The 11,217-nt window shown below is 66.6% G+C and carries 12 protein-coding genes, 1 tRNA gene, 1 rRNA gene and 1 pseudogene; 9 read left to right on the forward strand and 6 right to left on the reverse strand.

The genetic code is table 11. The annotated features are described in order from the left end of the window. The first annotated feature begins 162 nt into the window (after positions 1 to 162). Positions 163 to 1,662 (forward strand): IS21 family transposase, encoded by a 1,500-nt coding sequence (gene istA, locus FBZ90_RS15680; RefSeq protein ID WP_145733641.1) that lies wholly within the window; start codon positions 163 to 165, stop codon positions 1,660 to 1,662. Then, complete coding sequence (gene istB / locus FBZ90_RS15685; RefSeq protein WP_145733604.1) at positions 1,662 to 2,390, forward strand: IS21-like element helper ATPase IstB; 729 nt, start codon at positions 1,662 to 1,664, stop codon at positions 2,388 to 2,390. The genes istA and istB overlap by 1 nt, the downstream gene beginning before the upstream one ends. A gap of 243 nt (positions 2,391 to 2,633) precedes the next feature. On the opposite strand, the gene FBZ90_RS15690 is transcribed toward istB, so the two are convergent. Next, positions 2,634 to 3,023, reverse strand: a complete 390-nt coding sequence (locus tag FBZ90_RS15690; RefSeq protein ID WP_420872605.1) for a hypothetical protein — start codon at positions 3,021 to 3,023, stop codon at positions 2,634 to 2,636. Between the two features lie 376 nt (positions 3,024 to 3,399). Then, a complete protein-coding gene (locus FBZ90_RS15695) occupies positions 3,400 to 3,717 on the reverse strand; it encodes a DUF736 domain-containing protein (protein WP_145733605.1) in 318 nt (105 codons plus the stop codon). Between the two features lie 400 nt (positions 3,718 to 4,117). Here FBZ90_RS15695 and FBZ90_RS15700 point away from each other — a divergent pair, with 400 nt between their 5' ends. From FBZ90_RS15700 to FBZ90_RS15720, 5 genes are all read left to right on the forward strand, one after another. Further along, positions 4,118 to 4,678 carry a DUF433 domain-containing protein gene (locus tag FBZ90_RS15700; protein ID WP_145733606.1) on the forward strand — a complete coding sequence of 187 codons (561 nt, stop codon included), beginning with the start codon at positions 4,118 to 4,120 and terminating at the stop codon, positions 4,676 to 4,678. Next, complete coding sequence (locus FBZ90_RS15705) at positions 4,660 to 5,043, forward strand: DUF5615 family PIN-like protein (protein ID WP_145733607.1); 384 nt, start codon at positions 4,660 to 4,662, stop codon at positions 5,041 to 5,043. Before FBZ90_RS15700 ends, FBZ90_RS15705 begins: the two co-directional genes overlap by 19 nt. A gap of 135 nt (positions 5,044 to 5,178) precedes the next feature. Next, a complete protein-coding gene (locus tag FBZ90_RS15710) occupies positions 5,179 to 5,388 on the forward strand; it encodes a helix-turn-helix domain-containing protein (RefSeq protein ID WP_145733608.1) in 210 nt (69 codons plus the stop codon). 174 nt (positions 5,389 to 5,562) lie between these two features. Next, on the forward strand, positions 5,563 to 6,078 hold the full coding sequence (locus FBZ90_RS15715; RefSeq protein WP_145733609.1) for a hypothetical protein: 516 nt from the start codon (positions 5,563 to 5,565) through the stop codon (positions 6,076 to 6,078). A gap of 191 nt (positions 6,079 to 6,269) precedes the next feature. Then, on the forward strand, positions 6,270 to 6,731 hold the full coding sequence (locus FBZ90_RS15720; RefSeq protein WP_145733610.1) for a Ros/MucR family transcriptional regulator: 462 nt from the start codon (positions 6,270 to 6,272) through the stop codon (positions 6,729 to 6,731). A 45-nt stretch (positions 6,732 to 6,776) separates the two neighbouring features. On the opposite strand, the gene FBZ90_RS15725 is transcribed toward FBZ90_RS15720, so the two are convergent. Then, positions 6,777 to 8,687 carry a ParB/RepB/Spo0J family partition protein gene (locus FBZ90_RS15725; RefSeq protein ID WP_186455834.1) on the reverse strand — a complete coding sequence of 637 codons (1,911 nt, stop codon included), beginning with the start codon at positions 8,685 to 8,687 and terminating at the stop codon, positions 6,777 to 6,779. A gap of 439 nt (positions 8,688 to 9,126) precedes the next feature. Between FBZ90_RS15725 and FBZ90_RS15730 the strand changes: the two genes are divergently transcribed. Next, positions 9,127 to 9,309, forward strand: a complete 183-nt coding sequence (locus FBZ90_RS15730; RefSeq protein ID WP_145733612.1) for a hypothetical protein — start codon at positions 9,127 to 9,129, stop codon at positions 9,307 to 9,309. A 12-nt stretch (positions 9,310 to 9,321) separates the two neighbouring features. Next, positions 9,322 to 10,401 (forward strand): annotated as a pseudogene (locus FBZ90_RS28815) (recombinase family protein); the annotation flags it as partial. Between the two features lie 255 nt (positions 10,402 to 10,656). Here the strand turns inward: FBZ90_RS28815 and FBZ90_RS28820 are convergent. The 3 genes from FBZ90_RS28820 to rrf form a co-directional block, all read right to left on the reverse strand. Beyond that, positions 10,657 to 10,896, reverse strand: coding sequence for a hypothetical protein (locus FBZ90_RS28820; RefSeq protein WP_420872606.1), 240 nt, complete (start codon positions 10,894 to 10,896; stop codon positions 10,657 to 10,659). Positions 10,897 to 10,960: 64 nt separating this feature from the next. Next, positions 10,961 to 11,037 (reverse strand) — tRNA-Met (locus FBZ90_RS15740). Positions 11,038 to 11,123: 86 nt separating this feature from the next. After that, positions 11,124 to 11,217: ribosomal RNA gene (gene rrf, locus FBZ90_RS15745) — 5S ribosomal RNA — on the reverse strand; the annotation flags it as partial.

Raw genomic sequence — 11,217 nt, forward strand, 5'->3', positions numbered from 1 at the left:
TGTCGGGCCTTGCAGGAGTGGGGTCATGGCGAAGCACCGAGTTTACAGTGTGAATCGGCATGGAATAAGGACCCCGTATAAGGGGTGATCGGCGTCCAATCGGGACCCCTTTTGTACGGGTCCATACTGGCTCCCATGGCAATGGCGGGAGCCTTGATTGGGATGCTGGTGGTGGAGACGATCGCGAAGATCCGGCGCGCCTACTTTGTTCAGCAGAAGCCGATCAAGGCGATCTGCCGTGAACTGGGTTTGTCGCGGAAGGTAGTCCGCAAGGTGCTTCGTTCGGAGGCGACGGAGTTCCGGTACGAGCGGACGGCACAACCCCAACCGAAGATCGGCCCGTGGCGGGGGCGGCTGGATGCGCTGCTGTTGGCCAACGAGACCAAGGCGGCGCGCGAGCGTCTGACGCTGGTTCGGATTTACGAGGATCTGCGGGGTGCTGGGTATGACGGCAGCTATGATGCCGTCCGGCGCTACGCCCGTTCCTGGCAGAAGGCGCGCGGGGCGTCGCAGGCGGCGGCCTATGTGCCGTTGAGCTTCGCGCCGGGGGAGGCCTACCAGTTCGATTGGAGCCACGAGGTGGTGCTGATCGGCGGGGTGACGGTCACGGTGAAGGTGGCGCACGTCCGCCTGTGCCACAGCCGGATGCTGTTCGTGCGCGCATATCCGCGCGAGACGCAGGAGATGGTGTTCGACGCCCACGACCGGGCGTTCGCCTTCTTCAAGGGCACGTGCACGCGCGGGATCTACGACAACATGAAGACGGCGGTGGACGCGATCTTCGTGGGCAAGGAGCGGGCCTACAATCGGCGCTTCCAGCAGATGTGCAGCCATTACCTGGTGGAGCCGGTGGCCTGCACCCCGGCGGCGGGATGGGAGAAGGGCCAGGTTGAGAACCAGGTGGGCCTGGTGCGGGAACGGTTCTTCACGCCGCGCCTGCGGGTGGCGAGCTACGAGGAGCTGAATGGCTGGCTGCTGGACCAGTGCATCGCCTACGCCAGGGCGCACCGGCATCCTGAGCAGCGGGACCGTACCGTCTGGGAGATGTTCGAAGCGGAACGGCCCAGCCTGGTGGGCTACGCGGGGCGGTTCGACGGCTTCCACGCCACCCCGGCGTCGGTGTCCAAGACTTGCCTGGTGCGGTTCGACCACAACAAGTACTCGGTGGCGGCCAAGGCGGTGGGGCACCCGGTGGAGGTGCGGGCCTATGCCGACCGGATCGAGCTGCGCCAGGACGGCCAAGTGGTGGGGACGCACGCCCGCTGCTTCGGCCGCGACCGCACTGTCTACGATCCCTGGCACTATGTGCCGGTGCTGGCGCGCAAGCCGGGGGCCCTGCGCAACGGCGCGCCCTTCAAGGACTGGGTGCTGCCCACGGCGCTGGACCGGGTGCGGCGCAAGCTGGCAGGCAGCGACGACGGCGACCGGCAGATGGTCGACATCCTGACGGCGGTGCTGAGCGACGGACTCCCGGCGGTGGAGGCGGCCTGTGCCGAGGCGCTGCGCGAGAACGTCCATTCCGCCGCCGTCATCCTCAACATCCTGGCCCGGCGGCGGGAAGCGGCGGCGCCGGCGCCCATCCAAACGCCCGCCACGCTGATGCTGCACCATGCGCCGGTGGCCGATTGCGCCCGGTACGACACCTTGAGGAGGGTACAGTGATGGAGCGCCCGGAAATCCTGGCCGCCATGGCCGAGTTGAAGCTCTACGGCATGAAGGCGGCGTATGACGAGATCATCACTACGGCCGTCAAGCGCCAGCACGAACCCCAGCGCATCGTCGGCGACCTGCTGAGCGCGGAGATCAGCGAGAAGCAGGCGCGCTCCATCCGCTACCAGATCACCATCGCCAAGCTGCCCCTGGCCAAGGACATCGACGACTTCGCGTTCGAGGGCACGCCCATCAACCAGACCCTGGTCCGCGACCTGGCGGGCGGCGACTTCCTGGCCCATCAGCGCAACGTCGTCCTGGTCGGCGGAACCGGCACCGGCAAGAGCCACCTAGCCATCGCCATCGCGCGCGCCTGCATCCGGGGTGGGCGGCGCGGCCGCTTCTTCAACGTCGTCGACCTGGTCAACAAGCTGGAGGCCGAGAGCCGCCTGGGGCGCCAGGGGCGGCTGGCCGACCACCTCAGCCGCCTGGACTTCATCATCCTGGACGAACTCGGCTACCTGCCGTTCCCCCAGGCGGGCGGCCAGCTCCTGTTCCACCTCATCAGCCGCCTCTATGAACAGACCTCGGTCATCGTCACCACCAACCTCGCCTTCGGCGAATGGCCGTCCGTCTTCGGCGACGCCAAGATGACCACAGCCCTGCTCGACCGCCTGACCCATCACTGCGAGATCGTCGAGACCGGCAACGAGAGCTGGCGCTTCAAGAACCGCGCCTGACCGCCCTCCCATCACTGCCCCCCGCCCCGGACCCCACCCCCGCGGGTTCCCCCGGTGGGCACACAGGCACCCCCCATCCCCTCCGCTTCGCGCATCGCCGGAGGCGCTGCGCTCCGGGGACGGGGCCCTCCTATGCGCTACCGGGACAACCCGATTGCCAGCACATCACTGGGGTCCCTATTGGGCGCCGATACGGGGTCCCGTTACGCTGCCGATTGACAACCTGTTCGGCCCGATGATGAGTCAAGCCGTATTGCAAATTGATGCCGGCCGGGGTGCGGGAAGCTGCCGCAAATAGCCAGCGGGCGCGCCCACCAGGCCCGCCAACTGGCCGAAACTCCAGTGGGTCGGCGCCAGGGCGGCCCCGTCCCCCGGCAGGCGCAGGGCCAGGCTGTCCGGATCGTCGCGGTGGGCCTCCACCAGGATATGCCGGCTCTCCACCGTGCGGGTGCGGGAGCGGTCGGCCTGGTCGCGCACCGCGTCATAGAGGTCGGCCAAGCTGAGATAGCGCTCGTCCGCCGGGCGCGAGAACCATTCTGAAGAAACGCGGCCAACCCGCCGGCCGCGCGTTACATCCACCTTGAACGGGGCGGCCACGGGGTCGGCGTCAAGGGTTTGGGTCACCAGGCTCATGATCTGTCTCCTTGCAGGTAAGATGACGAGGGGAAGCAGCGGCTGCTGCTTCCCGGAGGCGGGTGACCGCGCGGGGTGGGTGGGGGCGAATGCGGCATGGCCCGGCCGGGCTTGGCGGGGAACGGGTGGGCCAAGGGCCCGCCCAGGGCACCGCAGCCCTGCCGGGCGCCAGGCGGCATTCGCGGGGAGGGAGGGCCCAGGGTCCGCCCCTGGCGGCGCGGGGCTGACAAGGATGGAGCCGGAGTTCCGGCTCTCCGCAAACCCTGCCCCCCGGATTTGCTGAAACCTGGATTTGCGCCGAAGCGGCTTCGCAGAAAAAGAAAAGGCGCCCCGCCGGGGTGGACGGGGCGCCGCTGGTGGGGATCAGGCGGGGCGGTCAGTTGCCGTTGCGGCGGGACCAGATGAGGCTGTAGCCCTTGCCGTCGTCCATCTCCACCAGGCTGGCGTAGATGGGCTGGGCGAAGCTGGGATCGTCCAGTTTCAGGGAGAGGTAGGGGCGGCCCGTATCCTGGGCGGTCTTCTTCCAGGCGGCGCCGATCTCGGCGGAGCCGACGTAGACGCGGAAATCGGGGGCGTTGTCCTTGGCCTTGTCGGCCTCGGCGGTGATGCGGGCCTTGGCGTTGACGGAGAGGGTGCGGACGGAGCCCGTGTAGTTGCCGTTCTCGTCCTTGGTGAAGGTGCCGATGGTCGCCATGATGTCGTCTCCTGGGATGGTCCGGGGCCGCCCGTCGCGGCCTCGATGGTGATCCGACCGGCCGAGGGGGAAGCGCCCGCACCGCCCTGGCGGCCGCAGCGACAGCGAAGGACGGCGGGTGCCGCGTTTTATTGGTGCGCGAGGAGGCGCCGCCGGCGGCGCCGGGGAATAAAACGCGGCAACCGCCGTTGCGGGACAGAGCTTCCCTTTCGGCCAGGGTCACCTGACGAGAGGCCGTGACGGGCGCCCCTGGCACCGGTGTTCTCGGAAGACGCTGGCGATGACCGCCGCCTTTGCCAAGGTGCCGTGATGGCACTGCGGCCCCTTCCCCAAACCGGGACCAAGTCCCTTGCCGCTGCCAGGCGCAAGGCCTAAATTGATGTCCACGAGGACACGAATTATGCCGCTGCCCAGCTACAGCCCGCAAGAGACCGCCGCCATCACCGGCGCGCCGTTGGCCGCCATCCAGCGGGCGATCACCCGCCAGGCCATCCCCGCCCGCGCCTTGGGCAAGACCGGCCGGCGGCAGCTCACTGAAACGGCGCTGCTGGCCTTCGCCCTGCTGGAGGCCCTGCCGGCGGAAGTCCGCCTCTCCCCGGCGACGGTCTACAACCTGCTGCGGGAAGACCCGCAGCGGCGTGACGTGGTGCTGGGCGAGGTCGTCCGCATCGATACCGTCAAGGCCTTGGAAGGTACCCGCCGACGCCTGGCGTTGTATGACCGGGCGGCGGACATCATCGTCAAGGACCCCGCCATCCTGGGCGGCGCCCCGGTGATCAAGGGGACCCGCATCACCGCCCAATCGATTTTGGGCCGGCTGGAGGCCGGGGACGATGTCGACAGCATTCTGGAAGACTATCCGGCCTTGGACCGCGACACCCTGGAGGTGGCGGCCCTGTACGCCAAGGCCAACCCCTTGCGGGGCCGACCGAGCGGCAAGCTGTGGCCTCGCGCTTCCTGATCGATGAGAACCTGTCGCCCCAGGTCGCCCGCCATCTGCGGGATACCCTGGGATATGACGCGGCGCATGTGAATGAGGTGGGCCTGAGCGGCCAGCCGGACGACACGGTGCTGGCCTGGGCCCTGGAGCGCCAGTACATCGTGGTCACCAGCAACGCCGACGACTTCCGCCGCCTGGGCCGGGCCAGCCCTGGCCATCCGGGGCTGGCCATACTGCTGGACGCCGTGGGGCGCCAGCAGCAGGTGGCGCTGACTGTCATCCTCGCGGAAGCGGTCGAGGCCCGCGTGCAGGCGGGTGAGCCCGCCGCCGGTCACCTGTTCGAGGTGGACCGGGCCGGAGCCGTCAGGGTGTTCCCTCTGCCGTGACGGGAGAGCGGATCAAGGGCGGTCAATAACGGGAAATACCACCACCCTTCGCGCCCTCTACCAGCCTATTACTGCAAAATATGATTCAGAATATGTTCCGTGGCAATATATTCGACAGACGTTCATGTTTCGGCCATGAGCGATCTGCGCACCATCCTCGCTGAGAACCTCCGGCGACTGAGAAAAGACAAGGGCCTGTCACAGGAAGATCTCGCTGGTTTGGCAGAGGTTGATCGTACTTACATCAGCCTGATCGAGCGCAAGCGAAACTCCATCAGTCTCGACAAATTGGAACAAATCGCGACTGCCCTTAATGTCGAAGCTTATTTGCTGATCAAGCCGTAGAACGACTTAAATCCGGTTTACCAAACATCATTATTGGAACCTTACCGCGTCTCAAGTGAGTGCGTTCACTCACGTCGGCGTAAGCGGCGCGACGCGATCTCGCGGTTGAAAATGCAGAATATGTTCTGCATTCTGTCTCTCACGGTAAACCCCTACCGGCATGGGAGACGGACGATGCCCCTGTCCCATTACACTGATCCAATGGTTTTCGCCCTGGCGATAGCTCAGGCGCCGCAGGTGCGAGGAATCCGCCATGCCGGGCATTTCAACCTGCTGGTCTCCTGGATGCGGGCGCGGGTGGGTGACGGCTATCCCCCCTGGCCAGCGGTGCGGGAACGGATTCAGGCGCCCTACCGCGACTTTCTGGTGGTGGCGGACCTGCACGCGACCCCACCCCGCTGGCATGACGTCGGCTGGAGCGCCGGCAACCTGCTGGCCAGCCGCTTCGATATCAGCGCCAGCCTGCCCGGTGCCCCCGCCTATCACGCCGGTAAAACGGCGGTCGCCACCTATGATGAAATCCCCAGTCGGCAGGAGGTATTGGGTCTGCTGGCCCTGCCTGTTCATCATATCAGCCAGCAAAAGCCAGTTTCCGTGATGGGTGTCTTCATGCTGGCGCCAAAAGCGGAGCGATCGAATTCCGTCACCCGGGGCGGCGTGGAACAGGCGTCGCATACTCGGCTGCACTGAGCAAATCTATTTTATTTCCGTCGCTGAATCACTCATTTCCGATTCGGCCCGCTTTCCGACCAGATAAATAATGATTATGGACATAATTTAATTATGTAGGGGCTATTCATGCGCCTTGATTTGCACGATCATCATCTTATTTGAGCATGGCCTCTCTGCCCATGCTCGGCCCCAATGACGATGGTACGCAAATGTCCGACTCGACCCTGAACCTGGCCACCAACATCGTGGCCGCCTATGTCTCCCACAACCGCGTGGATGTGGCGGACCTGCCGTCCCTGCTGAAGGCCACCTACGACAAGCTGGTGGCGTTGGAAAACCCGCCGGCGGTGGCGGCCACGCCAGAGCCGTTGACGCCCGCCGTTCCGGTGCGCCGCTCGGTGACGCCGGACTACATCGTCTGCCTGGAGGACGGCAAGAAGCTGAAGATGCTGAAGCGCCATCTGCGCACGGCCTACAACCTGACGCCGGACGAGTACCGCGCCAAGTGGGGCCTGCCCTCGGATTATCCCATGGTGGCGCCCAATTACGCCGAGCACCGGTCGGGTTTGGCCAAGGCCAACGGCCTGGGCACCCGTGCCCAGCGCGACACGGTGGCCGTCCCGGCTGCGGAACCGGCCAAGAGGAAGCGCGTCGCCAAGAAGGCGGCGTGAGGCCGGCGGGGCCGGTCAGCCCGGCCCCGCCTTCCTGACACCTCGCTATTCCGCCGCCTGATCCAACGTCGGCGCCGGTTCGCGCCGCACCGTGCGCAACAGGGCAGGCAGCCAGGACCTGCCGGCCAGCAGGCGTTCGGCCTGCTCCGCCATCTCCCCCTTCTTCAAGCCGCTGATCGCCTCGGCGTCGCGCGCTGACACCCCCTCGCCCACCGCCTCCACAATACGGGCCTTGGTGACCCGCCCCAGATAGCTGTCGACTGTGGCGGACCAATGCCGGCTCATATCCAGGTCCAGGATGGTGGCCAGGGCATCGGCATGGGCCAGACGGCGCGGATCATGGCTCCAGGGCGCCTGCACGCCATGGACCAGGGTGGCCACGCAGAACGCCAGCAGACGGGCCAGCACGGTGGTTTCCTGCGCCGCCACCCACGCCCAAAGCTCATCCGGCGAGGATGGCAACTGCCGGGCCCAGTCGTCATGGCGGCTGGCGACGGCACGGGCGGCCGAACCATCCGCCACGGGATTGATGAAGACCACGGGCGCCGCCTCCAACCGCAGGCAGCTTTGCGGCAGGTAACCGCCACCATGGAACAGGGGCAGCGCCAAGGCATGCACCACGGCGGCCAAGGCGACGTCGGGCCGGTCCATCAGTGCCACCTGGAGCCCGGCGGTACGGTGGGTGGTCAATTCCTCCACCAAGCGCTCGGACAACAGCGTCAGGCCGTCCGGTTCTTCTTCCACGGCGGCGCCTATCGCCTCGGGTTCGTCCCGCGCAGCCGCAAACGAGGCGGGTTCCGGCACGGGCTCAGGCGGCGCCTCATCCTCCGGCCGGATAAAGCCGCGCTCCACCCGAAGGGCGCCATCGGCCCCTAGGCAGACAAAGGCGCCGCCCCGCGCGATGTCATCGGGATCATAGGCCTCACGATCACGCAAGGCGGCGATCCGGGCCTCCAGCTCCTGAAAGGCGGTGTCCGCCTCGGTGGACACGTCGCCCTCCAGGCGCGTGGACAGGGCCTCATACTCCCGCTCCAGCGCGTCCAAGGCGGCCTGTTCGTCCGCATCGAGCGGTGCGGGCACGGGATAAACGCGGCGGAGGCCAGCGGCCAGGCCGTAGGCGAATTCTGGATGGACGGCCACCCACCGCCACCCTTCGGCGCGCACCGCCGTCGCCTCGGCCTCCAGCTTCTCGGCCACCAGCCGGTCCAGCAGCGGCACATCCTCCAGGTAGACGCCCTGGTCATCGGCGCTGAACAGATCGCGCAACACCGGGCCGCCCGCTGCCCCAAAGGCGGCGATGCCGACGAAACGGACGCGCCGGTCGGTGGCGGGAACATGGGCCTGGGTCAGCAGGCGGCGGATGGTGTCCGCCGACTTGTTCCAGGTCAGGTCATCCCACACCTGTTCCTGGCGGGCGTGATCGTCGGTCAGGGCGAAGGCCGTCAACTGCTCCAGCGTCATCAGCCCCTCGCGGTACTGCGCCATCAACCGGGGGGAAACGGCACCCAGCTTGAGGCGCTGCTTCACCGTCCGCTCAGCCACGCCGAAGCGGGCCGCGATCTCCAGAGCCGGCAAGCCCTCGGCGGCATGCAAACGGTGGAAGGCTTCGAACTGGTCAGCCGGATGGGGCGGAACGTAGCTGTTCTCGGCCAGGCTGACCTCCAGGGCGTTGGCCGTCCCCAGCAAGGCGCAGGGGATGGGGGCCGCCTTGGGTAGGCGCTTGCGCTGGGCCAAGAGCTTGAGCGCCGCCAGCCGGCGTCCGCCGGCCACCACCTCATAACGGCCGGTCTCCCGCCCCTGGCCGTCGAGAACCGGCCGGACGGTGAGGTTTTGCAGGAGGCCGTGGGCGGCGATGCTGGCCGCCAGTTCCTCCAGCCCACTGTCGCGGGCGGTCTTGCGCATGTTGGCATCCGACGCGCTGAGCTTGGACAAAGGCAGGGTCAAGAGCTCTCCCATGATCGTCTCCATCGGTAGAATCCCGCCGGGAAGCACCCGTGCGTGCTTCCCGGAGGCGGGCGACCGCGCGGGGGAGAGGGGGGCGAGCGCCGGCGCGCCCGGCCGGGTTGCCAGGACGGGCGGGACCGTCGCGGCCCCGGTGATCATGACCATGTCGCCGGGCCTGCGCGGCCGCGGCCCTGCCGGGCGGCGTCCGGCACTCGCGGGGGAGAGGGGGCGAAGGGCCCCCTCTCCCCAAATACCAGGGTCAGAGACCAAGAGTGTCCTTGGACCGCCATTGGCCCCCTGCCGTAATCCGCCGCTACGATTGCTTAGGCGATTGCCGCCGTTGGCAGGTCAGTGCGCGATCCGGCCTGTGATAGGGTTTCCCTCGCACCGGACAGCCCCAGGTTCATGTCTATCCAGACGGCAATGCCTCTTGAGAGCGGGTTGCGGCACCATGGAAAAGTCCGGCACGATAGAGCGTCCAGATACTGGGAAGGGTAAAGTCGGCGACCTGCTCACCTTCCGGCCTGCGCTCATGCCGGATCCCCGACTGGTGGAACTGGTCCGGCTGCTCGCGCGGTACGCGGCTGATCAATATTTTGACGCCGCGCGACAGCCGAAGGCGAAGCCCAAGTAGCAAGAGGCCGGGATGACCAAGGTCGCGCTCTACGCCCGCTACAGTTCCGACAATCAGCGCGACGCGTCGATTGAAGATCAGCTACGGCTCTGTCGGCTCCATGCCGAGCGTCAGGGGTGGACAATCACCGATAGCTATACCGACCGCGCCATGTCCGGCGCGTCACTGCTGCGTCCCGGCATCCAGGAACTGATCCAGGACGCGACACGGGGGACGTTCGCCATCGTGCTGGCCGAGGCCATGGACCGCCTCAGCCGCGACCAGGAGGATATCGCTGGCCTGTTCAAGCGCATGGCGTTCGCGGGCGTCAAGATCGTCACCCTGGCCGAGGGCGAGGTCGGCGCCCTGCATGTCGGCCTCAAAGGCACCATGAACGCCCTGTTCCTCAAGGACCTGGGCGACAAGACCCACCGGGGGCTTCGCGGCCGGGTCGAGCTCGGTAAATCCGGCGGTGGCAACGCCTACGGCTATGACGTGGTGCGGCAGCCAGCTGCGGACGGCCCGGTCACCCGTGGCGACCGCGTCATCAATGAGGCCGAGGCTGCGGTCGTGCGGCGGATTTTTCGGGCGTATGCCGACGGTCGGTCGCCCAAGCGTATCGCCAGCGAGTTGAACGAAGCTGCCGTTCCCGCACCAGGCGGCGGTGAATGGAGCTTCAGCACCATCAACGGCAACCGGCGGCGGGGCACCGGCATCCTCAACAACGAACTCTACATCGGGCGTCTGGTCTGGAACCGACTCCGCTATATCAAAGATCCCGACACCGGGAAGCGGGTTTCCCGCCTGAACAACGACGCGGACTGGGTGGTGCAAGATGTTCCGAACCTGCGGATCATCGACCAATGTCTATGGGACCGGGTGAAGGAGCGGCAGGCGGCCCTCAACATCGACCACGACACCGGTGACGCCAACGCGTTTCATGAGCGGCAACGCAGCAAATATCTATTTTCCGGGCTGACCAAATGTGGGTGCTGCGGCGGCGGTTATTCCATGATCTCCGGGGCTCATGTCGGCTGCTCCACCGCCCGCAACAAAGGAACCTGCCAAAACCGCCTCAACATCCGCCGCGACGCCTTGGAAACCCGGGTGCTGACCGCACTGCAGAAACACCTCATGGACCCCGCCCTTTTCGCGGTGTTCTGCGAGGAGTTCACCCGCCGCATGAATGAGCGACGGATGGAGGCGAGTTCTGCCCTCAGTTCTGCACGGACGGAGTTGCAGCGTACCGAGCGTGAGCTTCAGAAACTGGTGGACCTTTATTTAAAGGACGCAATACCGATCGACGTCGTTAAAGAGCGAAGCGGCAAGCTGGAGACCCGGCGGCAACAGCTCATTTCTGTCCTGGCATCAGCCGAAGACCCGCCACCGGTTCTTCACCCGAGCATGGCGCTGGTTTATCGGGAGCGGGTTGCCGCCTTGCATGAGTCCCTGCAACAGGAAGAGACGCGCCCCCGCGCCGCTGAGCTGATCCGGTCGCTGGTCAGCCGCATCGTTCTGACCCCAGCGGCGGATGGCTTGCGGATCGAGCTGCACGGCGATCTCGCCGGCATCCTCACCATCGCCGCGGCCGGCGCGGCCAAGCCCCAAACGAGCAACAGCCCGCGCTCTTGCGAGGCGGGCTGTTCGGACGACTTGATCGAGCAAGTTAAGATGGTTGCGGGGGCAGGATTTGAACCTGCGGCCTTCAGGTTATGAGCCTGACGAGCTACCGGGCTGCTCCACCCCGCGGACGTTGGTGCATGGGGTGGGGATCATTGCGATGAGGGTCTGGGGAAGCGACGGCTGCTGCGGTTGGCGTGCTGTGCGTCTGATGGACCTGGCGGCGACCTACTCTCCCACGTCTTAAGACGCAGTACCATTGGCGCTGGGGGATTTCACGGCCGAGTTCGGGATGGGATCGGGTGTATT

The organism is Nitrospirillum pindoramense (assembly GCF_007827955.1).
GTDB classification, from domain to species: domain Bacteria; phylum Pseudomonadota; class Alphaproteobacteria; order Azospirillales; family Azospirillaceae; genus Nitrospirillum; species Nitrospirillum amazonense_B.

What these genes read in the sequence shown, in the direction of transcription:
- istA (WP_145733641.1), top strand. Translation starts at nt 163, where the DNA reads ATGCTGGTGGTGGAGACGATCGCGAAGATCCGGCGCGCCTACTTTGTT.
- istB (WP_145733604.1), top strand. Translation starts at nt 1,662, where the DNA reads ATGGAGCGCCCGGAAATCCTGGCCGCCATGGCCGAGTTGAAGCTCTAC.
- FBZ90_RS15690 (WP_420872605.1), bottom strand. Translation starts at nt 3,023, where the DNA reads ATGAGCCTGGTGACCCAAACCCTTGACGCCGACCCCGTGGCCGCCCCG.
- FBZ90_RS15695 (WP_145733605.1), bottom strand. Translation starts at nt 3,717, where the DNA reads ATGGCGACCATCGGCACCTTCACCAAGGACGAGAACGGCAACTACACG.
- FBZ90_RS15700 (WP_145733606.1), top strand. Translation starts at nt 4,118, where the DNA reads ATGCCGCTGCCCAGCTACAGCCCGCAAGAGACCGCCGCCATCACCGGC.
- FBZ90_RS15710 (WP_145733608.1), top strand. Translation starts at nt 5,179, where the DNA reads ATGAGCGATCTGCGCACCATCCTCGCTGAGAACCTCCGGCGACTGAGA.
- FBZ90_RS15715 (WP_145733609.1), top strand. Translation starts at nt 5,563, where the DNA reads ATGCCCCTGTCCCATTACACTGATCCAATGGTTTTCGCCCTGGCGATA.
- FBZ90_RS15720 (WP_145733610.1), top strand. Translation starts at nt 6,270, where the DNA reads ATGTCCGACTCGACCCTGAACCTGGCCACCAACATCGTGGCCGCCTAT.
- FBZ90_RS15725 (WP_186455834.1), bottom strand. Translation starts at nt 8,687, where the DNA reads ATGGGAGAGCTCTTGACCCTGCCTTTGTCCAAGCTCAGCGCGTCGGAT.
- FBZ90_RS15730 (WP_145733612.1), top strand. Translation starts at nt 9,127, where the DNA reads ATGGAAAAGTCCGGCACGATAGAGCGTCCAGATACTGGGAAGGGTAAA.